At 54.7% G+C, this 25,498-nt stretch carries 25 protein-coding genes and 1 pseudogene; 12 read left to right on the forward strand and 14 right to left on the reverse strand.

The annotated features are described in order from the left end of the window. Nucleotides 1–10 precede the first annotated feature (10 nt). From kdpB to D5261_RS30035, 3 genes are all read left to right on the forward strand, one after another. Nucleotides 11–2,155 carry a potassium-transporting ATPase subunit KdpB gene (gene kdpB / locus D5261_RS30025; RefSeq protein ID WP_119322779.1) on the forward strand — a complete coding sequence of 715 codons (2,145 nt, stop codon included), beginning with the start codon at nucleotides 11–13 and terminating at the stop codon, nucleotides 2,153–2,155. Nucleotides 2,156–2,388: 233 nt separating this feature from the next. Further along, nucleotides 2,389–3,018 (forward strand): K(+)-transporting ATPase subunit C, encoded by a 630-nt coding sequence (kdpC, locus tag D5261_RS30030; RefSeq protein WP_119322952.1) that lies wholly within the window; start codon nucleotides 2,389–2,391, stop codon nucleotides 3,016–3,018. A gap of 5 nt (nucleotides 3,019–3,023) precedes the next feature. Further along, the gene (locus D5261_RS30035) at nucleotides 3,024–4,172 is read left to right on the forward strand and encodes a universal stress protein (protein WP_119322778.1); all 1,149 of its coding nucleotides are present in this window, start codon (nucleotides 3,024–3,026) and stop codon (nucleotides 4,170–4,172) included. A 331-nt stretch (nucleotides 4,173–4,503) separates the two neighbouring features. Here D5261_RS30035 and D5261_RS30040 read toward each other — a convergent pair whose 3' ends face one another. From D5261_RS30040 to D5261_RS30065, 6 genes are all read right to left on the reverse strand, one after another. Next, nucleotides 4,504–4,950: a carboxymuconolactone decarboxylase family protein gene (locus D5261_RS30040; RefSeq protein ID WP_119322777.1), complete on the reverse strand. Its 447-nt coding sequence runs from the start codon at nucleotides 4,948–4,950 to the stop codon at nucleotides 4,504–4,506. Nucleotides 4,951–5,016: 66 nt separating this feature from the next. Beyond that, nucleotides 5,017–5,523, reverse strand: coding sequence for an RrF2 family transcriptional regulator (locus D5261_RS30045; protein ID WP_119322951.1), 507 nt, complete (start codon nucleotides 5,521–5,523; stop codon nucleotides 5,017–5,019). A 109-nt stretch (nucleotides 5,524–5,632) separates the two neighbouring features. Continuing rightward, on the reverse strand, nucleotides 5,633–6,484 hold the full coding sequence (locus tag D5261_RS30050; RefSeq protein ID WP_119322776.1) for an isocitrate lyase/PEP mutase family protein: 852 nt from the start codon (nucleotides 6,482–6,484) through the stop codon (nucleotides 5,633–5,635). Continuing rightward, nucleotides 6,484–6,963, reverse strand: coding sequence for a hypothetical protein (locus tag D5261_RS30055; protein ID WP_119322775.1), 480 nt, complete (start codon nucleotides 6,961–6,963; stop codon nucleotides 6,484–6,486). Before D5261_RS30055 ends, D5261_RS30050 begins: the two co-directional genes overlap by 1 nt. A 155-nt stretch (nucleotides 6,964–7,118) precedes the next feature. After that, on the reverse strand, nucleotides 7,119–7,868 hold the full coding sequence (locus tag D5261_RS30060) for an HAD family hydrolase (RefSeq protein ID WP_165864371.1): 750 nt from the start codon (nucleotides 7,866–7,868) through the stop codon (nucleotides 7,119–7,121). Between the two features lie 313 nt (nucleotides 7,869–8,181). Continuing rightward, nucleotides 8,182–8,406 carry a hypothetical protein gene (locus tag D5261_RS30065; protein WP_119322773.1) on the reverse strand — a complete coding sequence of 75 codons (225 nt, stop codon included), beginning with the start codon at nucleotides 8,404–8,406 and terminating at the stop codon, nucleotides 8,182–8,184. A gap of 222 nt (nucleotides 8,407–8,628) precedes the next feature. Here D5261_RS30065 and D5261_RS30070 point away from each other — a divergent pair, with 222 nt between their 5' ends. The 3 genes from D5261_RS30070 to D5261_RS30080 all read left to right on the forward strand — a co-directional run bounded on the left by D5261_RS30070 (nucleotide 8,629) and on the right by D5261_RS30080 (nucleotide 10,166). After that, nucleotides 8,629–8,775, forward strand: a complete 147-nt coding sequence (locus tag D5261_RS30070) for a hypothetical protein (RefSeq protein ID WP_165864370.1) — start codon at nucleotides 8,629–8,631, stop codon at nucleotides 8,773–8,775. A gap of 59 nt (nucleotides 8,776–8,834) precedes the next feature. Beyond that, a complete protein-coding gene (locus D5261_RS30075; RefSeq protein WP_119322772.1) occupies nucleotides 8,835–9,677 on the forward strand; it encodes a hypothetical protein in 843 nt (280 codons plus the stop codon). Between the two features lie 180 nt (nucleotides 9,678–9,857). Then, nucleotides 9,858–10,166: a hypothetical protein gene (locus D5261_RS30080; protein WP_125206119.1), complete on the forward strand. Its 309-nt coding sequence runs from the start codon at nucleotides 9,858–9,860 to the stop codon at nucleotides 10,164–10,166. 26 nt (nucleotides 10,167–10,192) lie between these two features. Here D5261_RS30080 and D5261_RS30085 read toward each other — a convergent pair. After that, nucleotides 10,193–11,353, reverse strand: a pseudogene (locus D5261_RS30085) (IS3 family transposase). Nucleotides 11,354–11,455: 102 nt separating this feature from the next. After that, entirely contained in the window at nucleotides 11,456–12,361 is a 906-nt protein-coding gene (locus D5261_RS30095; RefSeq protein ID WP_125206118.1) for a helix-turn-helix domain-containing protein, read from the reverse strand. 1,288 nt (nucleotides 12,362–13,649) lie between these two features. Here D5261_RS30095 and D5261_RS30100 point away from each other — a divergent pair. Next, nucleotides 13,650–14,618 (forward strand): hypothetical protein, encoded by a 969-nt coding sequence (locus tag D5261_RS30100; RefSeq protein ID WP_119322770.1) that lies wholly within the window; start codon nucleotides 13,650–13,652, stop codon nucleotides 14,616–14,618. Nucleotides 14,619–14,730: 112 nt separating this feature from the next. On the opposite strand, the gene D5261_RS30105 is transcribed toward D5261_RS30100, so the two are convergent. The 4 genes from D5261_RS30105 to D5261_RS30120 all read right to left on the reverse strand — a co-directional run bounded on the left by D5261_RS30105 (nucleotide 14,731) and on the right by D5261_RS30120 (nucleotide 17,879). Then, nucleotides 14,731–15,294 (reverse strand): hypothetical protein, encoded by a 564-nt coding sequence (locus D5261_RS30105; protein WP_119322769.1) that lies wholly within the window; start codon nucleotides 15,292–15,294, stop codon nucleotides 14,731–14,733. 248 nt (nucleotides 15,295–15,542) lie between these two features. After that, complete coding sequence (locus tag D5261_RS30110) at nucleotides 15,543–16,508, reverse strand: hypothetical protein (protein WP_119322768.1); 966 nt, start codon at nucleotides 16,506–16,508, stop codon at nucleotides 15,543–15,545. A gap of 33 nt (nucleotides 16,509–16,541) precedes the next feature. Then, on the reverse strand, nucleotides 16,542–17,402 hold the full coding sequence (locus D5261_RS30115; protein ID WP_125206117.1) for a hypothetical protein: 861 nt from the start codon (nucleotides 17,400–17,402) through the stop codon (nucleotides 16,542–16,544). A gap of 33 nt (nucleotides 17,403–17,435) precedes the next feature. Next, nucleotides 17,436–17,879: a hypothetical protein gene (locus D5261_RS30120; protein ID WP_119322767.1), complete on the reverse strand. Its 444-nt coding sequence runs from the start codon at nucleotides 17,877–17,879 to the stop codon at nucleotides 17,436–17,438. Between the two features lie 653 nt (nucleotides 17,880–18,532). Between D5261_RS30120 and D5261_RS30125 the strand changes: the two genes are divergently transcribed. Continuing rightward, a complete protein-coding gene (locus D5261_RS30125; protein WP_218025662.1) occupies nucleotides 18,533–18,820 on the forward strand; it encodes a helix-turn-helix domain-containing protein in 288 nt (95 codons plus the stop codon). Between the two features lie 50 nt (nucleotides 18,821–18,870). On the opposite strand, the gene D5261_RS30130 is transcribed toward D5261_RS30125, so the two are convergent. Continuing rightward, entirely contained in the window at nucleotides 18,871–19,401 is a 531-nt protein-coding gene (locus D5261_RS30130; protein ID WP_301002348.1) for a hypothetical protein, read from the reverse strand. A gap of 524 nt (nucleotides 19,402–19,925) precedes the next feature. On the opposite strand from D5261_RS30130, the gene D5261_RS30135 reads away from it, so the two are divergent. Continuing rightward, nucleotides 19,926–21,650 (forward strand): bifunctional DNA primase/polymerase, encoded by a 1,725-nt coding sequence (locus D5261_RS30135; RefSeq protein WP_125206115.1) that lies wholly within the window; start codon nucleotides 19,926–19,928, stop codon nucleotides 21,648–21,650. Between the two features lie 577 nt (nucleotides 21,651–22,227). Here the strand turns inward: D5261_RS30135 and D5261_RS30140 are convergent. After that, complete coding sequence (locus tag D5261_RS30140) at nucleotides 22,228–23,397, reverse strand: DNA cytosine methyltransferase (protein ID WP_218025661.1); 1,170 nt, start codon at nucleotides 23,395–23,397, stop codon at nucleotides 22,228–22,230. A 411-nt stretch (nucleotides 23,398–23,808) separates the two neighbouring features. Here D5261_RS30140 and D5261_RS30145 point away from each other — a divergent pair, with 411 nt between their 5' ends. From D5261_RS30145 to D5261_RS30155, 3 genes are all read left to right on the forward strand, one after another. Next, on the forward strand, nucleotides 23,809–24,135 hold the full coding sequence (locus D5261_RS30145) for a hypothetical protein (RefSeq protein ID WP_119322763.1): 327 nt from the start codon (nucleotides 23,809–23,811) through the stop codon (nucleotides 24,133–24,135). Nucleotides 24,136–24,193: 58 nt separating this feature from the next. Beyond that, complete coding sequence (locus D5261_RS30150; protein WP_119322762.1) at nucleotides 24,194–24,610, forward strand: hypothetical protein; 417 nt, start codon at nucleotides 24,194–24,196, stop codon at nucleotides 24,608–24,610. A gap of 386 nt (nucleotides 24,611–24,996) precedes the next feature. Continuing rightward, entirely contained in the window at nucleotides 24,997–25,377 is a 381-nt protein-coding gene (locus D5261_RS30155) for a DUF2750 domain-containing protein (RefSeq protein ID WP_119322761.1), read from the forward strand. Nucleotides 25,378–25,498 lie beyond the last annotated feature (121 nt).

Raw genomic sequence — 25,498 nt, forward strand, 5'->3', positions numbered from 1 at the left:
GAGAACTTTCATGGCGACCATCGTCAATAACTCGAATAGCCCAACGGCTCCCATCACGCCGCCCTCGGACCCATCCGGCCCGCAGCTCAAACGCGCGCGGCCGCTCTTTGACCCGCCCATCGTGCGGCGTGCTCTGGGCGACGCCTTCCGGAAACTCGATCCCCGAGTCCAGGCGAAGAACCCGGTTATGTTCGTGGTGTGGGTCGGCAGTTTCGTCTCCACTATCCTGTTTCTACAGGATTTGATGACGCATGTCGGCGGCTGGGAGACAGCCTTTGTCGGCCAGATCGCCCTCTGGCTCTGGTTCACCGTCCTCTTCGCCGGCTTCGCCGAAGCCATCGCCGAGGGACGCGGCAAGGCGCAGGCGGATGAACTGCGCAAGACGCGCACAACCACGCTCGCCAAAAAGCTGGGCGCCAAAGGGGACATTGAGAACGTCGGCGCGTCTACGCTTCGCCGGGGCGACATCGTGATCTGCGATGTCGGCGACATCATCCCAAGCGACGGCACGGTCATCGAAGGCATCGCCAGCGTCGACGAATCGGCGATCACTGGAGAATCCGCGCCGGTCATCCGTGAGGCGGGCGGCGACCGCTCGGCGGTCACCGGCGGCACCAAGGTCATCTCGGACGGAATCAAAGTCGAGATCACGGCGAACCCTGGCGAGACCTTTATCGACCGTATGATCGGATTGGTCGAAGGCGCCGCGCGGCAGAAGACGCCCAATGAGATCGCGCTCAATATTCTGATCGCGGGCCTGACGATCATTTTTCTTCTGGCGACCGTGACGCTGCTGCCCTTCGGCCGTTACGCCGGCGTCAACATCTCGATCACGGTCCTGATCGCTCTGCTCGTGTGTTTGATCCCAACAACCATCGGCGGCCTGCTATCGGCCATCGGCATCGCGGGAATGGACCGGGTGATGCAGTACAACGTGCTGGCGATGTCCGGCAAAGCCGTCGAAGCGGCGGGCGACGTGGACGTGCTGCTGCTGGATAAAACCGGCACCATCACGCTCGGCAACCGCCAGGCGGCGGAGTTCCTGCCGCTTCCGGGCGTCAGCGTTCAGGAATTGGCCGACGCCGCCCAGCTTTCCAGTCTCGCCGACGAGACTCCCGAAGGCCGCTCCATCGTCGTCCTGGCGAAAGAGCAATACGGCCTGCGCGGCCGCCACCTCGACGAGAAAACGACCGAGTTCATTCCGTTCACTGCCCAAACGCGCATGTCCGGCGTCAACATCCCCGGCCAGCGCGTCCGCAAGGGCGCGGTGCAGGCGGTGATCGATTACGTGAAGAGCAACGGATCCTCGGTTCCGGCCGAACTGCAAAATATCGCCGACGATATCTCCCGCCGAGGCGGCACGCCGCTCGCCGTCGCCCTGAACGAGCGGCCTCTCGGGATTATCTATCTGAAAGACGTTGTGAAGGGCGGCATGCGCGAGCGGTTCGATCACCTGCGCGCCATGGGCATCAAAACGATCATGATCACCGGCGACAACCCGCTGACGGCGGCGGCCATCGCCCAGGAAGCCGGCGTGGACGACTTCCTCGCACAAGCCAAGCCCGAAGACAAGATGGCGCTGATCAAGAAAGAACAGGCCGAGGGACGCCTCGTCGCGATGACCGGCGACGGCACCAACGACGCGCCCGCCCTGGCCCAAGCCGACGTGGGCGTCGCGATGAACTCGGGCACGCAGGCCGCCAAAGAGGCCGGCAATATGGTGGACTTAGATTCCAACCCCACCAAGCTGATCGAGATCGTCGAAATCGGCAAACAGCTCCTGATGACGCGCGGCGCGCTGACCACGTTCTCCATCGCCAACGACGTCGCCAAATACTTCGCGATCATCCCCGCGATGTTCGCCACGCTCTACATCGGCGCCGGCCAAACACACGGACCGCTCTGGGCTTTGAACTTCATGCACCTGCACTCGCCCTACTCGGCGGTGCTCGCAGCGGTGATCTTCAACGCGCTGGTCATCATCGCCCTGATCCCCGTCGCCCTGCGCGGCGTGCCGTATCGCCCAATGGGCGCCGCGCAAGTCCTGCGCCGCAACCTGGCCGTTTGGGGCCTGGGAGGAATATTGGTCCCGTTCCCGTTCATCTGGCTGCTCGACCAGATACTGGTGCTGCTGCACTGCGCGCCGGCTCAATAACCCACCCCGGCGCTTCGCGCCACCCCTCCCGCCGACGGGAAGGGTTATTTCAGAGTGTCTTATCGCAGGCGACTTTCATAAGAGGCAATCTTACTCACCCTTCCCGTCGGCGGGAGGGGTCGGCCGAAGGCCGGGGGTGGGTTTGCAAGGGAGTCACCCGAAGCGCCAATGTAGGTTTGCTGGGGCAATAACCCGGGCTCCCAATCACGAAAGCCAAAACAATGCTAAAACAAATACTCACATCCATCAGAATCACTCTCGTCCTGCTGCTGATTGTCAGCGGCGTCTACCCCCTTATCGTCTGGGGCCTCTCGCAAGCCGCGTTCGCCCATCAGGCGAACGGCAGTCTCACGAAAGACGCGCAGGGAAAAGTCGTTGGCTCCGCCCTGCTCGCGCAGGGCTTCACCAAGCCCGAGTACTTCCACCCGCGCCCATCGGCGGCGGGCAATGGCTATGACGCCACCGCGAGCAGCGGGACGAACCTGGGGCCGACCAGCGACAAGCTGATCAACGGGATCCACAAAAAGACGGCGGACGGCAAGGATGATCCTTCCAACTTCGACGGCGTGAAGGATCTCGCGGCGCAGTATCGAACGGAGAATAGCCTGCCGGCTGGCGCGCCGGTTCCCGTCGACGCCGTCACGCGCTCGGCGTCGGGTCTGGATCCCGACATCAGCGTCGCGAACGCCAAAGTGCAGGCGGCGCGGGTGGCGAAGGCGCGCGGCGTCGGCGGCGAGGAGATCGATCGTCTGGTGGACGCCAATACCCAGGGGCGAGATCTGGGGTTGTTCGGCGAGCCGCGCGTGAATGTGCTTCAACTCAACCTGGCGCTCGACAAGCAGTATCCGAAGGCGGCGAAATAACGTCTATGTCTTACTCCGAAGACAACAAGCGGCCGACTCCCGAGGAGCTTCTGGCCCGCCTGCACCGCGATGAGCGCCAGGCGGGCCGGGGACGCCTCAAGCTCTTTCTCGGCTTTGCGGCGGGCGTCGGCAAAACGTACGAAATGCTGAATGAGGCGAACCGGCGCAAAGGTGAGCGCGGGCAGGATGTCGTGATCGGCTACGTCGTCACCCATGGGCGTAAGGACACCGAGGGGCAGATCGGCGATCTGGAGATCATTCCGCGCAAGCAGGTCGAGTACAAGGGATCGGCGTTCGAGGAGATGGACACCGCCGCGATCATCGGACGCAAGCCCCAGTGGGTCGTGGTGGATGAACTGGCGCACACGAATGTCCCCGGCGGCGCGCACGCCAAGCGCTATGAAGATGTCTTGGATATCCTCGCCGCCGGGATCAATGTGCTTTCGGCGATGAACGTACAGCATTTGGAGTCGCTGAACGACACGATCCAACAAATTACGGGCGTCAAAGTTCGTGAGACCGTTCCAGATTGGGTGTTGGGAGAAGCCGGGGAGATCGTCAGCATCGACATTACGCCCCGTGCTCTGATACACAGATTGGAGCGCGGCGATGTGTACCCCAAGGAGAAAGTCCCGCAGGCGCTCGCGAACTTCTTCAGCGAGGGCAACTTATGCGCCCTGCGAGAGATCGCTCTGCGCGAGGTGGCGGGCGAAGTCGATCGGTCCGTCCAGATCTACCGCGAGGAGCACGACGTCACCGAACCCTGGCGCACTCAAGAAAAGATCATGATCTGCATCTCCCCTGACCAACCCTCCGACCGCCTGCTGCGCCGAGGCTGGCGCATCGCCCGCCGCCTCCGCGCCGACCTCGTAGCCGTGTACGTCGCCTCGGAAACGATCACACCCCGCCAGCAGCAAATCCTGGACGCCGATTTCGCCCTCGCGTCCAGTCTGAGCATCCGCATGGAGCAAGTCACCAGCCGAGACATCGCCCACACGCTCGCCGAATACGCACGCAGCCATCAAGTCACCGAGATCATCATCGGCCATTCGGGACGCACGGCGTGGCAGGAGTTTCTGATGGGATCGATCATCAACAAGCTGATTCGGCTGGTGCGCGGGATTGACGTGCTGGTGGTGGCAAATAAGTTATGATGGAGTTGTAAAAGCAAGCATCCGATGGGGTCGGCGGTTTTGCATTTTGTCGATTTCGCGTCGCGATCCCCATGGAGGAGCTCAGACGGGTAGGTTTCTCGCAACCGTTTACTCACACGTTCCCCGGCTATAAAAGCCGGGTCTTGGGAGCCTTCGGCTAGACGTCCGTTCCGGACGAGGAACCTGTATGCGATCACTGGCATTTGCGTCCGGCACGCGGGTACCCTTTGGGTGGTTAGTCGCGAAGCGACTCCCAAGGCCCGAGTTTTATACTCGGGTTCAACGCCTGCGGGAGAAAACCTACCCTTCTGAGCTCCTCCAAGGCGTAGAGTTAAGAATCGCGGCGCGCAGGGAACTTGCGGAAGGTGATCGCCATGCGGTTCCAGGAGTTGATGTCGACGACGGCCATCGCCAGATCGACAATCTCTTCGTCCGTAAATTCTGTCCGCGCGAGAGCGAAGATATCATCCGGGACATGGGTCTGCGAGATGAGCGTCACCGCCTCGGCGAATTTGAATGCGGTCTGCTCGCGCGGCGTATAGAGATCGGTCTCGCTCCAGGCGACAAGGCAATCGATGCGCTGCTGAGTCTCGCCCAGCTTGCGCAGTTCCTGTGTATGCATGTCCACGCAGAAACCGCAGCCATTGACTTGCGACACCCGCAGCGTCACCAGCGTACGCAGGTGCTCATTGATCTTTCCCTTCTCAACATAGGCATGCACTCCATACAAGGCTTTGACAGTTCCTGGGGCGATTTGGTCGTATTGGATTCTCGGCATGTTTTTTCTCCTCTGAATTCCGGATAACTATTATCCGTGATTGACCGCAAAAATAAATGCTGAGCATTATGCTTCGCTCAGCTTCAGGGCGTTCTCGAACCAGCGGCGTGTGGCGTCGCGCCGCTCCACAGACAGCACCCCGTCCAGCTCGCGGTCGATGTCGCCCAGCGTCCGCGTACGCAGGTGTCCGCGCACCTTTTCCTCCGCCTCCATCATCACGGCGTGGATGGCGCAGACGGTCGAGTTCGGCTGTTTGGGTTTTCCCGCATCCAGAATACAGCCGTCGATGATACTGCGGCATTGAAACAACTGGACTGGGCCTTCGACCGCTTCGACCACTTCCAGAAACGTGATTTGGTCGGCCGGCTTCGCCAGCTCGTATCCGCCTTTGACGCCAGGCGCCGAACGCACCACGCCCGCCTTCTTCAAGCGCACAAAGATTTTAGAAAGATAGGACGGCGAGATGCCCTGATATTCCGCCAGCTCCGCGACACCCAAATGGCGTCCCGCCGGCGGATCGATCAAGTTGACCAGGCAGTGCAGAGCGTACTCCACCCCTACCCCAAACGCCACGCCCTTTTGTATCATTTGACTTTCTGACGGCTTTTCAAATTACGGATAACTATTGTCTGTGATTATACTGCAAGAATATGCCGCCGTCAACCCTACCGGCGGCATCCCATCAGAAATTATTTTTCGTGAAGAGCTGATTGGCTTCGGCGTAGGTCATCACTTGCTCCGTGAAGCGCGTGTAGGTCCCCAAATCATGCAGTTCCGCCGCCACCGAACGCGTAAACGACATCGCAGCCCGCGCGGGGCCGCCCCCGACACTCACGCGCCGTACGCCCAGCGCTTCCAATTCCGAGACCGAGGGGCTTCCCGGCAATGCGAGAATATTGAGCGGCCCACGAATGCCCTGCGCCAGTGCGGATATCGTTGGCTCGTCTTTGACAAACGGGACGAACACGCAGTCCGCGCCAGAATCCAGATAACGATTGCCGCGCCGAATGGCTCGGTCAAGCTTCTCCTCAGCGCTGATACTCGCGAGAGAGAAGATGTCCGTGCGCGCGTTGATCACCAGCGGTATCCCGTGAGTATCCGCCAGCGCTCGAATCGTCCGGATCTTCTCCGACTGAAGATCGGCGTCCGCCAGCGCCGCGCCGCCCTCCGCCAAATCTTCTAAATTGATCCCCACCGCGCCCGCCGCCAGAACTCCACGTACGGTCGTGAGAACCTCATCCACGGAATCCGCGCCATAGCCGGCCTCAATATCCGCAGTGACGGGAACGCGCACGGTCGCGACGATACGCCGCAGCATAAACAGCATCTCGTCGCGCGGAATCACCTGCCCGTCGGGATACCCCAATGCAAACGCAATCCCCGCGCTCGTCGAGGCGATCGCGCCAAATCCCGCCTCCTCAAAAATCCGCGCGCTCGCGGCGTCCCAAGCGTTGGGCAAGACTAAGATCTTCGGCCCCTGATGCAACTGGCGCAGCAGGATCGCTTTTTCTTCCTGTGACAACAACTCCGTCATCAGACGCTTTGCTCCACGGGAATGAGACTGCGCAGTTCGCCGTCGAAGATCGCGAACCAGCTGTTGGGAAAGGGATGCTCGTCGGTCGAAGGCAAGTTCTGGACGCCGTAGGCGGTGAGCACATCTCGCGTGTGATCCAGGCAGTTGTCTGTCGCCACGAAATAGCCCCGCAGCGCGGTCGCCTTCGCGACTTCGAGCGCGGCGTCCGGGTGAGCGTCGGCCACGCCTTCAAACTTGTAAGAATCGTAGGCGCGAAGCTGCATCGCATCGACCATCGCGGCGAGACTGTCCACTCGCTCGCCCCACCAGCCATTGTCGCCTCCTGGAAAAACAATCGGCGATCCTGAGGGGTTCTCCGTCGATCCACAGTAAAAGCCTCCGTCTTCCGGAAGGTAAAAGCCCCAGCCGACATGCCCCGCATAACCAAACGGCAGCGGAACATCCTCCGCGCGACAAAATACAAAAGCCACACCCGTCATAATACTCTCACGTTCCTCTATTACTCTCGCAGAACTCACAATGGTTATGATCATGCCCTGGAAAGCCAAGACGATAAACCGTCAGCGTCCAATGCGCGCCACGCAAATACGATTCCTGGCCGTTCAAACGCCAGTCGTCTTCCATCGCCATTGGGTTACTCCCGCGCCTCGATGTCGTTCATAGGTACATCGGAATTCCGCGAATTCCTGCTTTCCGCGCGCCTTGTTTCCTGTCGGCGGCGACGCAGCATGCCTACGACTTCTTGCAAATCTTCCGCCATGCCATGCGCCTCGTCCTGAAAATGCCGCCGATCGGACCACCGTTTATCCGGGATCGCGACCACGGTCATTCCCGCCGCCCTGCCCGCCCGGACTCCCGTGAGCGAATCTTCCACCGCAAGGCATTGGCGGGGAGGCAGCTTCAGCCGGCGGGCGGCAAGCAGATAGATATCGGGCGCAGGCTTGGCGTGCTTGACTTCCTCCCCTGTGACCACAACATCGAATTTCGCGGCAAGATCATGCCGCTTCAGGAATGGAACAACGAGCCGGCGGGCGGAGCTTGTCACCAGCCCTACTGGCAGCTCCATCGCACGGACACTCGTGAGGACCTCCGACGCGTTGGGAAACAGATCGATGCGCGCAGCGTAGTAGTCCACGGCGATCTCATGGTAGCGCGCCAGCATCTCGTCCGGATCTAAAGCAAGATTGTAAGCGCCTTTAAAGAAATGCATCGCGCTGCGCGCAGCGACGCCCACAAGCGCCTGATGATGCTCGCCATCGTAGACGATCCCAAATTCGCCAAGAAACGCAGCATCAATTTGCGCCCACCAGATTTCCGAATCCGCGAGCGTACCGTCGAGATCGAATAAGACCGCGCGGATATGAGCGTCAATTTTCTTACTCACACAGATCCTTATGACCGCCAGGCGCAAAAAACCCGCTTGCTTCGATATACAAATATCGAAACAGGCGGGTTTGAGATCTTGGTGGGCGATGAGGGATTCGAACCCCCGACCTCCTCGATGTGAACGAGGCGCTCATTACCCAGTTACAGTACCCAAGACTACAATTTACCAAAACTCTTAACGAAATCTCGCGAGACTTGCATCATTTTCGGCTGTTCGATAGCATTATAGCCTATATTTTGACAATTTGCAGAGTTGGAGTCACCGATCATACTGTCCAGATCGCCAAGAAATAAACCGAAATTGAGCTGATTTATTCACGAAAAAGCGCTTTGGACTCTCGCACAGCTGCGCGGAGCTCTTTCTTCACATCCGCGTTAACCAACACACGCAGGCCGCGCCGATACTCAACAATAGTCGTGGAGGCAAGTTCCCCCTCTTCAAGCTGTATCGTCATCTCAGCTCCCCCCTCGACTGTCTGATAGTCGTAACTCATTTTGACCCTATACGAGACAGTTACGGTTGTAATTTTCGCCATCCTAAGTTTCCTTCCCAGATGTGATTCCGCGGTTTTGCCGTCGCGGCTCTGAGGCCAAATCGTCCTCTGCATCTGTTATCGTGCTGGTTGCGGCGTAACCGCACTGGAGAGGCGAAATTATTTTTCTGATTGGGGGCGTCCAGGCGCAAAATCTGTCACGCCATATTTCGAACCGCGCCTTTCGGCGCAGGATCGACTAATCTGAACATATTGGACCGCGACGTGGCGAAACTGATGGTTGGTCACAAATCCGAAGATGTGCATGATCTCTACCACGTGATTGGAACCGAGCACATCGCAAAAATCCTTGCGGTCAAAGAGAAGGCGGGCATGTTCTGGTCGCCAGCCAAGAAAACCGACAAAAAATAGATTGCGCCGCTGTGCAACTTTTCTAAACTGTCACGTGTCTAATTGTTATGGCAAATTTGATGATCCGTAAAGCCCACTTTTGGGGAGGCGTCCCGAGCGCGGAGTGGCTCTCGAAAGCCGTCCTGCTATATGATAAGGTTCTGGTAGAACCTGCTGCAGAGATTCGGGCACAGCTCAATGATCCCACCTTCCATCGTGATTCACGCGATGAATTGATGAAGAACTTGGAGTTCCAGGAGTTCATCGAGTCGCTAGGAGGCGTGACTGAGCCATACATGAGTACGCTGCTCAGTGGCGTTACGCGCGAGCAGGCGCAGGCTACGAGTTCTGATCCCGACGCAGGCTTTCTCGGAGCGATTATCCATACGCTCAAGAAAGTGGAGGAGTTCCATCCAGAAATTGATTTCTACGGCCATGTTTGGAACATGCAGACCGAAGGCACCATCATGTCTGCGGTTGAAACGTTTGTGCCAGCACATCCAGAAAAATTGTCAAGAACTCAAATCGTAGATTTCCGTGGCGAGAACGAATTGCGGCGCGCGCGCTTTATGTCCGTTGCGGACGAACTTATCGCATCTTTCGGCGCGGCGAGGGATGTTGAAGAATTGACTCGTGTCTTGCGTCTTACCGAGAAGACAGTGGCTGAGGAATATCAAAATCTGGAAGTGATGATGCGGAAGGCCAAAATCGAGTATGTTGGGAAGGCAATGGGACTGTCTTGGGCTCCACCCGCCGTCGCGACAGCGCTTGCATCATTGCTCGCTATAACACCAATTGCTCCGCTTGCAGCGATTTCATCACTTTCATTGGTTGCAGCCCAGGTATTGCAAGCACGAGACGAAGTAGAAGTTTCGTTGCGTCAATCGCCTTGGAGCTATCTCTGGGAGTTGAAGCGCCTCTGAGGATGTAATGACCAGCGCGATATTTGGGGCAAGAGCGCAACGCAGAGCCTTCAGCCCTTACCCTACGGCGACATTCTTGCCAAACCGCGTAACAAAGAAGCCCCAAGGATTTTCTCTTAGGAATCCTTGGGGCTTTTGGCGTTCGTGATATGCTATGGTGGCCAATAGAGGAGTTGAAAAATGCAAAACTATATTTCAGCAGATGTAGTCGCACGTGAGGGGCATGTTGGCGCAGGACAGAGCATTCGTGACGCCGCTACGGCGTCACCTTTCACGGCACAACTTGCAGCCCTTGCCGATGTAGTGACCAGCGATATATGGTTTGCAAGCCGCGGCTCCGCTGGCCGAAAGAATTACCAAAGCGTCTTACTTCTCGACTGGCGGCGGATGCAGGTCGGGAATTGCGCACATGAGCGCGACTTGCTGGTGATGCGACTCGATCAGGTAAGGTGGTCCAATTTGTCAAGACAGTCTGACGGCCTTTTTTAAGGTGGACTTTGTCCTTTCGTTTTCGATCATTTTCTAGCCAATCGGTGCGGTTCGGCATGGACGAGCGCAGGCGTCAGATTGCCCAACGACTGGTGTGGCCGAACCTCATTGTAAAACTTCAAATAAGACGTAAGACCTTGGCGGGCCTCACGCGGCGTTTCATAATTCGCCAGGTAAACTTCCTCTTGTTTGACACTGCGCCACAGGCGCTCCGTGAAAATGTTATCCACATAGCGTCCGCGACTATCCATCGAGATGCGCGCTCCCGCCGCCAGAAATCGGCTAGTAAATCGCGCGCTCGTAAAGTGGCTGCCCTGATCCGAGTTGACAATTTCAGGCACAGCATGGCCCAAGGCCGTTTCTATACAAGTGAGAACGAACGGCATCTCCAGAGTATCGGACAGTTCACAGGCGACGACGTGTCTGGAAAACCAGTCCAAAAACGCGACCAGATAAAGGAAGCCGCCGCGAAGCCGAATGTACGTGATGTCCACGCCCCAGACCTGATTGGGCCGATCAATGGACAAGCCGCGCAGTAAATACGGATAGACCTTGTGGCCTGGACCACTCGGTTTGGACAGATTCGGAGCCGAATACAGAGTAAATAGGCCCATCTCCGCGCGATAGCGACGGATGGTGTGCCGACTAACGAGGATGCCTTCCCGCGCTAGAAGCGTCACGAGTTTACGTGTTCCAAGACATGGCCGATCCGTATACCATTCGTCGAGCCTATGCTTGATGGCGATCTCCGCATCGCGTGCGGGACGTGGCTCATAATACAAACGGCTGCGCGAGAGAGATATAAAAGTTCCGCCTGCCAGAGCAGAGGGAGAGCGTCGCAGTCTTCGCGTTCGACCAGAGCTAATCGTTCGTCAGGCGTCAGGTTTGAGACCAGATTTTAATAAGCTTCTAGTTTTCAGCCAGTTCACCTGCGTTGTAAGGCGACCGATTTCCTGATAAAGCTGCTCGACTTTTTGCTCCTGGGCTTCCTGAACATTGGCCTGCGAGTTTTTGCGCTCGAAGACCAGAGCCAAGTCCGTGACAGCTTCCTGCTTCCATTTGGTCAGCAGGTTCGGATGAATCTGGTGCTCGGAAGCGAGCTGGGCGACGGTTTTCGTTTCTTTGAGCGCCTCCAAAACGACCTGCGCTTTGAAGGTGGCGGAATACTGTTTTCGAGTGTTTGGCATGGTGGTGAATCCACCTTAATTGTGCCCGATTTGCTGTCCTAATTTATAGGACCATTATAATCCTCGCCGTCGGCTACCGTTGATCTGGAGCATCTTTGCCTCCTACGACTCATTGTATATCCTGATCATCCCAGCGCGGATAAGGCGTTCGCTGGGGTCTTTCCCCACGCCGTAGAAGAGTGCGCCGCGAACACGTAGGTCATCCTGTTGCTGCTGTGGCAGGCCCTCGATCATGGCCCAGGTGGCATCAGCATCCTCTCGCTGTCGCGCCACTGCATCATCGGCCTTGGCTGCGCGCTTTGTGTCTGCGGCCTTCTTCTGCTCAATTTCGGCGAGCCAGGGGTGTTTGACATTGTTGCGGATCATCGACGCCAGCCAGCCACCGACGTTTCGGAATGTCTTCTTCTGCGTCCTGAGCGCCTTGAGCGCCGCCAAATTGTGCTTCACGATCTCTGGGGCTTCTTGGACCATCTGCGTCGCCTGTTTACTATCCACGCCTTCGGCGGTGAGCGCGGCGAGAAGCTCCCTCTGCTCCGAATCCAAATCAGCCTGAACCGAAACAACAGAAGAATTTTTAGCCATCGGTGACGCTGGACGCGGTGGAGACGCCGCGCGGCGTCCGCTTTCTGTTGTTGTAATTAGATTCTTAGTTTCACAGACAGAGTCTAAGATTATGTGCGACATCGGTGGGACATTAGTCACCTCGGGATGCGACATCGGTGGGACATCGGTGGGACATTGGGCGACCGATTTACGCGCGTTTTTGATGGCGGCATGCAGAGCCCTGCCAGCTTCCGTCAGGTGGATACGGCGAGGACGGGGTTTGCCGCGCAAAATTTCGACGCGAACCAAGCCCGCCGCCGTCAGCGTAGCGTTCCAGCGGGGGATGGTGCGGCGATTAATGCCATATTTTTCGGCTAGGTATGGATTAAGCGCATAGCAGTATCCGTACTCGTTTTCAGTCAATAAGCCGACTAATCCAAAAAAATTTTTGATATCGCTTGACATCTCTGTCCAAGCGGAGTAAACGGTCGCTAACACGTAAATAGCGCCTTTCTTGATTCGATTCAAAATTGGCCGCAGGATTGAGCCGATGTCCTAGCAGACATCGGCTTTTTCTTGTCTGCGACCATGGCCGTAAGCATCCCAGCCATGGGACATTTACCGTCTAATACTTCATGATCTGTATAGCAATAATCGCGATCACTCCATGACCACCCCAAGTCTTTCAGCGGCTTCTTCCCGCTGCCTCTGCTGCACATCAGTCATTTTCATCCTCCTCTTATTTTCGCCCTACGAATCTAACATAGCGCTTTTCGTACTTTTCTTCACGGGATTTTCAAAACTTTTTTTCGGCGGCTCACCAAATTACAATCACGCCTAACTCGAACCGCAGGTCCATCTGCGCAGCAGCGGCCCCTACGCTTTGGGCGACGATAAGCTCAAGTTCAGCCCCTGAGGGCTAGACAAGTGCCCGATCCAGCTGTGCCGCCGATCATTTCCCCTTCCATATCTTTAACTTACCGCTTTCCAAATTTTTCTTCATCGTCAATCCTGGTAATTTTTCGTTGAGCGTTTTAAGCTGCTTTTTAAAAGTGTTAGACGCAACCATTTTAGAAACAATTGACCCCCTACCTTGGCGGAATTTGTCGCTTCGATTCGACTTAATTCGCAAAATCTACCTAAGAATGATCTTTGAGAGGCTGATATTGAGGTCTGACCTACTCAACCAAGCGATGGCAAAGTATGATGAGTACGACTTGACATGCATTCGTCGTTGGAATATTCCACTCGAATCACCGCGTGACGCGCCAGTCAGCAAACGGCTACTCCTGATGATTGTTATCTCGCCTTCAGGCTCCACATCGATGGCGAGGCAGGATTAATTTTCGTAACTGCGGAATTTGTAGCGAACATTAATCAATTAGCACGAAAATTAATTCGTTTAACTGGTCAAAATTTCGGGTTATCTAGGAACACAACGCTTGACAAATCGTCACCGTGTTCCTCATAGAAACATGAATCTTCGAACAATAAGCACTTTATTCGGTGGAGCAGGCGTTCACGTGTATTCTCGTCGATACATGTCGCGGGAAGTCGTGAATCGTTTCCGCCACAACTCTAATGTCTTATCGATTGCCGATCCAGTCATAGCACCAGGGCACACACACTCAATAACGGGTGGCCGCTGAACCAAGACTATATTCATCATATTCCGAGCAAGGGGGCTTCATAACCATTGCGGAAAATATTACCATCACGAGGAAACCGAAGATCAGCAAGAGAGCGCCCCACCATGAACGATACAGACCTAATCGACCAAATAATCCAACTCGTCGCCAAAGCCCGAAACCTCGACATCTGCGGCAAGCACGCAGCCGCCGACACAGTTGACCGCAGGATCGCCTCTGCACCGCGTATTAGCATAGCCCAGGTAAATGCACCACCCGCGGCGCAGTCTCAGCAACAGCCGACAACGGCATATCCATCTGCCGCCAATTACCCGCCTACGAGCAATTTTATGGGTAGCCTGTGGACCGATTTGAACAACAAGGTAGGCGCATGGACGAATCAGGCGGTCCTGCACAACAATCAGCGCAACATCCAGATGCTGTCAGAGAGAATCGTCGGCTTCCGACAGGACGTAGCCCAGAACGCCAATCAACTTCCGCGCGAACTGATCCGATCGATGTGCGCAGTCCTTGATCAGATGGCGCAACAGATCGCCCCCTACGTACAGCGTCGCTCTGCGGGGCGAGTTCGGACACTAAGGCGCATACGATATGGCGGAGTTGGGGATATTTCAGGGCTTGAGGGGATGATCGATAGTTTGAAGACCCTGACCGAGCAAATCCTGGGCAACGTGAATCCAGTGCTGGAACGCTCTCAATTGTCGCAGATCGCCATTCTCGAAAACTATCTCGGCCAATTTGAGGAAGGGGTTGCAAGCGGGTACGCAGCCAATTATCAGGCACAGCAATATGCACATAACAGTCAGTACGATTATCCCATCGCCTCGCAAACTAAGCCCGCGGAGGGTCTTTCACCTCGCCCACAACAGCAGCAATCGGGCGACTGGTACTCTGATAACGGCACCACACGCGAGCTGTTTTTGGCGCGCTGCAGAGCATGGGGGGATGCCAACAACGGGATTAGCGCACTGAAAGGTCATCTGGAAGATAATTCGATTCCGCAAGATGTTATGTCTGATGCAATTCGTGATTACGGCGAAAATGGCAAGCCCAATGGTTTTGCGCCGAGCTAGTATGTGTCTGCGGCGCACGTCGTTTTCCTGTACCTCAACGTGCGCCGCAACTACGGTTGCCATAGGATCATCAATACGAGAAATCCGACCGACTTCCTCGCCACGCTATCACTCAATTGATAGGCGTGTTGCCACGCAGTCCCGCAACAGTACCGTCGCTCCAATCGACAGTGCAGATAGTGTCCTCAGCACCATCACCGTAACGCACCCGTCCACTCATTTGAACAGTGTCGATCATACGTGACATCGACTCGACGATAACCGTCTTCGTAGTTGCATCCGATACCGTGAGGTCCAAAACCGATCCGTGAATACGATACAAGGAAGCACGAAGCGATTCGTATGTCCAATCCGCCACAGGCCAGCTTGGGATCGCCGCTAAATCCGCGAGATCGACAATTACTCCCTTGCCGTTGTGGCCATCCTCAACCAAACGGGCCGTTAGCAGTCTATACAGCGCAACATCCAGTTGGGTAACAAGCCCACGCGAACTAGCCAATATTTTTTTATCTCGCTGAACAACGCGCCCGCTCGGCAGGCGGATGAGGTCAATTGTTTCCCCCATATCTGGTTCGCCGCGCTGTTGCGTTGCGGCGGCTGCGTCCAGTAGGTGCAGGATATCTTGGGCTGTCAATTGGTCACTTGGGCGCTCTTCGATGGGCTGGTCCGTGGTCATAGCTTGGTTTTCCTTTTTGCGATTGGCACATTATTTTCGTTCAACATTTTCATAGCGGCAGCTTTTAACTATTTGAGGATAAGTGCCAAGTGTTGAGGCAAGCCTCTCAGTCTGCCGATCACACCCCACTGGAATATTCCACTGGAAGAATCGGCGCGTGTCACGCAGGATCGTCTACTATTTTCTAGCGTAGTAACGATCTTAGGTGAACGGATGTTCCTTCTAAAAAAGAAAGAATACGCGGCACCTTACCCCACGCACAGCCCCACTATCCGCTCGACGACATCACCCAAATGCTCCTCGATCTCTCTGCCATCGATCAGCATTCCGCGCCAGTCTGCTGGGCGAAGTGCAAGTATGGCGTCGCCAGCGAGGCGAGCGGCATCGTTGCCCGACCAGTTTTTTACCTCGATCATGAGGCGAGCTTCGGGGATCGTTAGGTCGGCGTAGATATTGTCGTGCGGATCGCCAATCTGCGTCTCGGTTGATACGTTCATTTGAGGAAGAGCTTCAGAAAGAGCGCGCCCGAGTTTCGCCACAGTGTTCGCCTCGAAGGTATTGGCGATTGTGTTGGCCGCACTCGATGGACAAGCGGAGAAACTATCGAAGGCACCAGATAACTCGGAATGCTGCTCATCAGGATCGAAATCCCCAACATCATCCCAATCGCCTTTGAGTTCTGGAGCGCACATAATCATAGCCGTAGCTATTTGATTTTCGAGCTCGAGTCTGCTGACCTCATGAGCGCGAATGTCTCCCGCGTGGCGCAGGATGACCCGATTTTTACGCGTGGCGCTTATAGTCGTTGCATCAACATCGAGCAGAAAATCGACCTTCCCAAATGGATCACCCTGCCCCACCTCTGTTGATTTCGACCACTCCCACATAGCGTCCATATATCGAGACAGCTCCTCACGACCAACAACCAATGGGCGCAGTTGTTGCCGTACTGCAATCTCTGGCCAGCTCGGAGTCGGCGCGGCGGGATCACGCAGCCATGTGACCAGTTCCGCCCCTGCACGCGCCAATGTTACTGCCGTGTTAGAATCGCCAGTAAGCCCCGCCGCAGTCGCTTCGGCGGCCATTTTATCTGCCCAAGCCCGCGCGAGGCTTTTAGCGTCAAAAATAAGGAGCGGCCAAGCGGAGATGGTAATTGAGCGGATGCGGCCTTCGCGTAGGATCAGGCCAGTGATCGACGAGTTGTTGATATTCATAAAGTCTTTGCATGCTGTTAGGCGAGCCCGCACCTAATTCGTTGCGATACTCCCGTCAGGGTTAAATTGGGGCGGCGTGGGCGATGGTATCGTCGTGTCGGCCTGACCGTATCCATCGGGGGTATTTGCAACTGGAGTCCGAAAAATATTTGGCGGCGGCGGCGCATCCGCACCTTCTGGCATCGCAGAAACGGTGATGGTTCCAGGCCCAGTCGGCGTGTCTGCTGAAATCTGAACATTGTTGACCTTGAGATTGTTGACATCAAAGCGCAGCCCAGTGGCGGCAGTAAATTCCGACAACGGCACGGTGAGAACATAACCCGCTGCCAGTCCAGTACCTCGACCGCTAAAAGGCAAGCCGCCATTGGGATTAATTGTTACTCGTATATTGCTCCATGCGTAGTTGTTCTGGTTGGTAATCACCAGTGTCATTCCTCGATCACCGCGCATCTGGTTGTAGCCAACTTCCGCCTTGGCCGCCAATTGGACGGACGCTGGCTGAGGCACTGGCTGATATGCAGCTTGTGGCGTGCGTGGAGACACCTGCGACGACGTGGGGGCAGTATAGGACGACGACTCGGCATGCGGGAGTGATTGCGCCAATGAACGTGTGTAGTGCAACTGAGACGTGATTGCAAACCCGATGAGAAATATGGCAAGTATCGCAAAAATCGAGGCTTTGGACGCTGGATTTGCGCCGTTCCATTTGCTGGTCGCCTGTCGGATCGCCTGTTCCTGCTGGGTCGGAGCGCGTGGCGGCCAGTATTCTGTTCGGTTTTCGCCTTCCTCGCCTGCGGGAGGAACAGGGTGTTGGAAAACCTGCCCGCACTTTTGACACATTTGCAATCCAGGCATGAGGGTCTGCCCACACTGAGCGCAATAAAAATAGACCATAGATCGATTTCCCCAGGGTCAATCCAGCTTTTCCTACTGCCTGATAAATTTCACAATAGTACCACTGCGGTTAGTGTAGGAGAGGGATTGCCCATTGTCGGTGAGTTTCAGTAGCATAACCTCTCCGTTGTCATTGGAAGGTGATAATGTAGAAAGTCCTCGTCCAAGCGGAGTCGCCTCGCCACCTTCCAAACGCACCGTGTCACCGATCAAAGTAAATTTCGCCCTTCTCAAAATGCAGTCGCCATAGGTCGTATTTTTGGCCTTGTCGTAACTCGCGTTTAGAAAAACGTTAGCTCCCAGGCGATCAAATGACATGGCCATTGATGACCCTGTCGAGCCTTCAATATAAACACCATGAAGCGTCGCCACCGACACCGTCCCGCATCCCACCGCACATACAGAGAAGACAAAAACGATCAGGCTAATTACCATCGGTATGGACAGCCGAAGTCTCGTGCTCTTAAATTTGTTCAATTGTATGCCTCTCTGTTGTTGGCAAGAGCCCCTCCTAAAACGACCGTACTAGCATATACATATTATACCTGTTGCCTAGACCGTAGCACACAATACCTTCCATTTTTTTATAATTGGAGACATTGAGTACCCATGAAGCACATTCCACAGGAAGTCCAAAAGCGTTAATCCGCATACGAGGGCGTATGAACGTCTGCGGGGAGCGGGTAAAGTTGCGCCGTGAAGAGCTGCAACTCACCCAAAGTGAATTGTGTGGCCGATTGGCCACAGTAACTCACGGAATATGGAATGGTGACCGACGAGACATTCACAGGGTTGAGCGAGGAACCCGAAAAGTTTCCGACGCTGAACTCATTGCTTTGACAATCTCATTGGAAACCACGCCACAATGGCTCCTAATTGGCGAAGGTACCGAGGAGGAAGAGACAGGTTTCGCTCGGCCCATGTGGACATTCTGATTCGGGGGCACGCCAACAGTCTAAATACATGCTGCGGACGCAGCAACGCTCAACCATATTAGCTAACGCCACGCAAGGTGAACGCACCATCCGTTTTGCCGCCATGGCCCAGCTGATCAGCCAAATCTATACAGTGGCTTGACTATCAACATGTCTAAATATCGTTATTCCATATAATATCTGGAATACATATAAATGTCAAGGGTATCTTATACTCATGGGGTGAAAAAGACGTTGTACTCCGCCGAGCAAAAAGTGTTTCTGGGCCTGTTAAGACAAATTCGCCAGAATGCTGGCCTCAGTCAGCAGGAAATTGCAGACCGCCTGGAGGTGGCTCAGAGCCGCATCTCCGACTATGAGCGCGGCGAACGTCAGCTTGACCTCATGGAACTGCGGCAGTATTGCGCTGCTGCAGAAACTTCACTGGAGGAATTTGTGCGTCGGTTCGAGGTAGGCATCAGAGATTCGACGCCAGAGGCGTAAATCCCGCAGCCTTCTTAGCGACGCCTGCAATTCTGCGCACCACCGTAGCGTCACTTAAACCACACCCCAGCAATGTGCCAGCCCAACTCCCTCACCAGCTCTCGGAGCATCTTCCTCCTCAAATAGACAGCCACATCCGACCGATCAGGATCGGGACCAATAATCCACGCGCGGATTCTGGAATCTTTGGCGCAGCACATCATCGACATAGCGATGTCATATCGTAGCGGCCTACGCAGAATCATCATTTCCTCGACTTCCCCGCCCGCCGCGCCGCAGACGATGTCCTCGCTACCGATCTCGACTCTCTCATCAATGCGCCTATCTGCGGCGGCAACGGAAACCGTCGCTCGAAGCAAGATTCCAGCGTCGCACGACACTTCAAAACTGATCGCCTCGCAGCCATTCCCATCCCCCACCCGCTGATTTTTGTCATCCACCCGCGCCCACAGCTCTCCGAACACTGTGTCCAGGACCGCGCCGCCGTGATGCATGGCGCAGGCGGAGCTCGTGGGTGATGTGCAGTAAGACTTACCTGGCTGTTCAAATTCGACACGGTCGCTTCTCGTCTGGGTCATCAATCTCATCTTTCAGTTTCACATCAATTTACTCTCCTTCTTTTATCGTGCCTTTTGGGCCAATATCGCACCGCAATTATTTTTCATGGCCTGGTGCGATTCTGCTCGAAAACGCACGAAAAAGAATTAGGGCCAGGATGGAATTCCCCTGCCCCAGTAATACACATCAGCGACCTGTGATCTGTCAGTCACAGAATGCTCAGTATTTATCATCGGAGTGGCGATACAGGCTGCACCGATGATTATCAATGTCGTGTCTGACAGCGCGACTGACGAAAAACACCGTGTGGTGAGAGAGCTGTATCCTCCCTCATCGCGCGGTGTTTTGTTGTCGTCCTATGTCAATAGATTTCTTAGATTGGCCCGATTGGGTGCTAGAAGACGATCCTAATTTCGTTGAAATAGTGCAGCCGATTTATATGCCCCCCAATACTCCTATCTACGTCCCCCCGACCTGGAGTCCTGATCCATTTGCATGGCATCAAGAACCTTTCGGGGCCGTGTTGGAGCCTGAAGGCTACGAGATCATGCAAACAAAGAAACGGCGCACTACGGCAGATTACGCCCAACAAATGCCAATGACGTATACAGCAGCAATGGCCATTTTTGAATCAGTCGTCGATCCAAGTGTATGGGGTAAGCATCTCGTTACGGACAAGCCATCGAAATTCGATGATGCAGGGCGTTCGCTGCAGGATGTATCGTGGAAGACCATTATTGCAGGTAAATGGATTGACGGCAAGAATGGCAAACGTGGATTTCCGCAGCAACCGATGAAGTTGCTTGATGTCATTAAGACTCTTGCTGATCCCGATCACTGTAGCATCGGAAACATTGATAGATGGGATCGTGATCTCACCCATTACAAGGTCCGACATATTCGGATTGATATTGACCTTGATCGGGTCTTTGAGCGGGACGATATCGAAGCACTCCGCAGTGAGATTCAGCTGGTAAAATGCATTTTTGCCGAATTTGCCTTAGAAGCTCATGTGATGCGCACGGGTAATCGAGGAATACAAGTTACCGCACCGATCCGACCTCTGCCGTTGCAAATAGCCGCAGTGTTGGTCGAAGCCATCCAATCAGTGCTGCGTAGTGCTTCACGCTATTGGATCGCCAAAGACTTTCAGAGCAATCTGGACGGCATTTTGCGCCTGCCTCTTGGTAGGCACGCCTGGAGTAAATCAATATCGTGGATGCTTGGTGACGATGGATCAATTTTGCCGCTCGAAGAGCAGATCAATGCCGTCCAGAGTGCTTTCGGGCGAAATGGCGATCTCGATGATACATGGACCCACAACATTACGGAAATTATCGCAAAACAACGACACAACACATCCGCCTCCGACATCCTCGCAGCGCTTGCCTACGAGATGCCAGCACACCCACTCATCGAAGCGTGGAGGCGCGCTAAGTCGCTGTATTGCAAAGATGAATCCAGTATATACGCTCAACCTAGCCAAGTCATTCAGCAAATCTCAACGCGCGAGGATTCTAAGGCAAGCATAAAACATATTCCCCGCCCGCATGGCGCGCCGATTAATAAAACCAAGGCGTGGCAGATATTAAACGCGGGATTTGAGCCTGGCGAGAGCTATGCATATTACACCAATCAAACGTTTGCTGGTGTCCGTGGCAAAGACGCAATTGGGTGTGCGATCACCGCATTTGGTGGGAACTGTGATCTGGCGAGAGAGTGGCTAGAGGATCAGGCGCGAAGTATACCTGGGTCCACGGAGAGAGCGATCTCTGATCGACTTGGTTTGATTGGGCGACTAATTTATAAGAATAACACCTATGAGCGCCTCCAGAAGCAAGTGGTCGCCAAGAAATCCAAAGATTTGGCGGGTGAGGTATTGGCGGAAGAGACCCTTTTAGCGAATCAGATCGTGGCGTTCCTTCCTGGACTTCGGAAAGCTTCAAGTTGCCGCACGAAAACTTTTCAACCCCAGGCGCTCGTCACGATTCGGCATATCCTGGAACTAATGCAACTCGCCTGTCGGATCACTGATGATGGATTGATCGATCTGTCGTTTCGGACCCTGGATGCGGCGATAAAGGATCGCTGGCCAGAACATGCCACAAGCGCCATGGATGTGTCTCGCCAAATGGAGTGGATTGTGGAAGGGGAGAGATGCTTGTTTCAGGCTTTGAGGGTAAAGGAGATGCCGACTTCCAAATTCGATCCGATTCGGTATGCGCTTGGAAATGACTTTATTGCCATACTCGATGTAGTCGATGGTAGATAAATTTGCTTGGGGATTGGGCTCGCCAGGCTCGCTCCCCTCCCCAAGCGGCGCTCCCTCGGCGCTCGCAAGCTCACAACCGAGAGATCGCCAATTGGAGGGAATAGAGGTTGGTGATCTTGGAGTTAGACTCTAATGATAAACAAAGAGTAGGATGTGTAACAAGTTCGGCTAGGCCCGATGATATTGATTCTGATGATAAACACCGAGTAGGACGTGTAACAAGTTCACGCTCTGGGAAGGACTCGATCTATTGTGAGTATGTCTATTGCCGACGGCTAACGCCACAAGGTCCAGAATGTATCCACGATCAATCGATGGCAAGTGTTTTGTAAGGCGACACTAAGTTGAGGACGTTTCTAACGGTTGTGCCAGTAGAATATTCCACTGCGATTTACAGGTCAGCCCGCAATCGGCCAAATTAGCGATTCTAAAGCCCCAAGTAGGTTGGTCATGACCATTGAGGTGTGACACGTCACAAAAGGCGGTCTCGTTTGAAACTGGAGTGCCCTGAACATGATCCCGCTCTGGCCTCAGTGGAATATTCCACTGAGGCTACGTCTGCTCCCAGGCACACTACTCACCCATCATTCATTTCCACCAACAACGGCATCAAATAATTTCGACTGATCCACTCCACCACTGGCACACACACCGCGTCTCCAAAGCCAAATAGGGCCTGATTCCGCGGAACATCAATAACATATTCTTCGGCTCCCATTAGTCGTGCGCACTCGCGCGGCGTGAGATTGCGAACCGAAACCGTGCCAAATCCCGCCTTGATCAGTATCTGCTGAGAGCTGCCGCCTTTGGGAGTGCGCAAACAGCCCGCGATGCCATCGGATCGAAGTTCCGCCACATACACGCCATTTCTCGTGCGCCGAAACACTGTGCCGTAGCTCAATTTGTCGTTTGCGATCATTTTTTCGGCAACCTCGCGATGGCGATCACTCATCTGGCTCAGCAGATACATCGAGCGCTTCTCGTCCCACCACTCGCTCGCATTAGCTGGCAGGTCTTCCAATATTTCGTCCAGCGTCGCCGATCCACTCGGTAGCTCAGGCAGCACTCGCAACCGCCAATTGATGTCGAGGTGGCTGGAGATAAAGGAGGTCAGCGCCTTCGGTCTCAGCTTACTCAAGAAGGTGTCGGTTTTGACTTCAATGGGCAATTCCTGCTGAACCGCTATTACGAAGAGGCGCTGGCGCGATTGCGGAACGAACCATGCTGCGTCAATAATCACGGCGTCCACAGCGTAGCCAAGATCGTTGAGCGCGCACATAGCGCGATGGAAGTCTTGGCCTCCATGGGAGGTCAGGAAGCTCGGGACGTTTTCCAGCAGCACAATCGGCGGCCTTCGGGTTTCCATTCCCTTCAGGATATTCAAAAATCCCCAGAAGGCTCCCGACTGGGCCCCCGCAAGCCCTGCGCGCCCGCCAGCCAGCGACAAATCCGTACAGGGAAAAGACGCTGTGGCGAGAGTAACCGTCGGCACGGTTGCGGGATCAATCAGATGGATGTCTCCGAGCACAAAATGATTTGCAGGGTAATTGGTAGCATACATTTGCCACTTCTTCGGGTCGATATCGTTGGCGAATTCTACAGACCAGCCCGCTCGCTCCAGCCCCATGCGCATTAAGCCGATACCCGCGAAAAATTCGGCAACTGTCGGCGGAAGCGAGTTGTAATGGTTGGTAGCGGCGGGGTGGTTGGTGAATGTTGCAGCGGTCACCACAGGTTCGTTCATCATGCTCTCAATTCGCGATTTGAAATGACAGGTAGCCCGCAGCACTGCTGACCCTGTCTCGACTACCTTATACAGATTGAATGCTCTGGCGAATGAGATGAACGAAATGAAAGCCTCAGGTCAGGAGATTGTCGAGTCATGGATGGGCGGTGAGGTATAGATTGGGCATCCGTCTTCAAACGAACCTCAGTGGAATATTCCACTGGTCGGATATGCTTTGGCGAACCCATTCTGCCAGGTAAAATATTTCTGTGGGATTACTCGTCCTCAGCAGCGAGCTCACTTCAAAGGCCAAATGACCGTATGCCCAATCCACCGTCCCCACCCCACTGCGAATCCCAATCCGCGATAGCCACCCTTGACCGTCTCCTTTTCGCTGGCAACGGCACTGGCGAATACTCCCAGGACTGGGACTTGATCGTTACCGATCCAAATCGTCTCTACGAATTTTGTGATCTCTACGAGCGCGGCGACCTGGACTCAGACACGAAATTCGCTTTGATGCTGGTGATCCTTGTCTCCCTGGACGATGGAGGGCGCGACGGCGAAATTGCTGGCGACACGGGGTCCGTGGCGCGGATCGAAGAACTTCTGCGGGCAGATTTTGTGCTTCACTTTCACACGGTGCGCCATTGGGCGTTGCTAGGCGAAAGCGATCTGAAGGAGACGTTTCCCATCACACCGATGATGCAGCGAATGTGGGATGATGGTTTTAGAGAAGAATATCGACAGTGGCTGTAGTATCCTAAAAGTATCGTGCGTCGAAAAACAGCACGTCGTGCCCCTGAAACAGAAAGCAATGAACAAAAACCCAATCGGGAAATCTTGGGACTTCATCGAAAGCACCAATTTTGAGTGGGATCAAGCAAACAACGAGCAGCGTGCCTATTTCAGGGATGTTTGCGCATCGTTTCTCCGCACTGTCTTCACCCCGCCGCCTGGCTATGCCATTGAATCTATTGAGGCCGAATGGATGGGTAAATTCCCTGTCGTTGCCCTCGGATGCGATTTTGACATTGAGCCGATCCCAAAAGCGGCGTATGAAGTGCTCATTGAAACCATGCGCGCGGCGCTGGATCGGTTCATAGACTCCGTGGATTGGGATGTGATCTCGCACATAAAGTTCGGCTCAACGACGCCAGAAGCAGGTGATCGAGAATTTGGTTCTGCCGCCGTAACATGGCTGGAGGGCTTCAGGCCAGGCCGTGCGATATAAATGCTGAATGGGTTTGCCTTTACTTGTTGCAGCGAAATGGAAATTATCATAGGATTAGAATATCGCGTCGAATTCACGCACGGTTGAAGAAAACCAATTGATCAGGTACTCCGCTGCGCGCCTCATTTCGCACGCTACGAAGAGCAGTACGGCAATTACGAATACCGCACGCCTGAACATGGCGACTTCAACAAAATGCCTGACGCAGTGATGGCGGTGAGAGAATGGGGCGTGTATTTATGCGAATACGGGAGCCGCGACGTTTTCAAAGACTTGCTGAATTATCTGTTCTGGCACGTGAATGGCCTGGGTCAGAAGTTCGTCGTTGATGACTTGGAATAAGGGCTACAGCGACTGGCAGTTATCGTGAGGGATCGAGATCACCTATGCATGACAAGGAATTTGAAACAGTTTCAGCTCTCCCCTTCCAGGAGCGCTACGCGCATTTCATCAAGCGCGTTGCCGACCATGAACACCTTTGGAGCCTATGGAACGATGGCTGGGTATTGGCCGCAGACAACGACAGGCATGAAGTCGTTCCAGTATGGCCGCACGAACGATATGCAGCGGCATGCGCCATTGATGAATGGGCTGGTCATACACCACGCGCCATTGACCTAGACGAATGGTTGGAGAAATGGATACCTGGCTTGGAGCGGGATGGGCGGCTTGTCGTGGTTTTCTTGACGCCTAGCAGCGCTGGCGCCACGGTTACGCCTGAAAATATGCGCCAGGAACTGGAGGATGAGTTGCTGTGGTATGAGTGAAGGTGAGATCGGCAAGTACTGTTCGTCGGCTCGCCAGGTCAAATCCCGATAGAATAATTTCGAAATGCTGCCCATTCTCATTATCCTGTATTTTTTCGGTGGCCTCGCCAGCTTTATCTTC

Source organism: Capsulimonas corticalis (genome assembly GCF_003574315.2).
Classification (GTDB): domain Bacteria; phylum Armatimonadota; class Armatimonadia; order Armatimonadales; family Capsulimonadaceae; genus Capsulimonas; species Capsulimonas corticalis.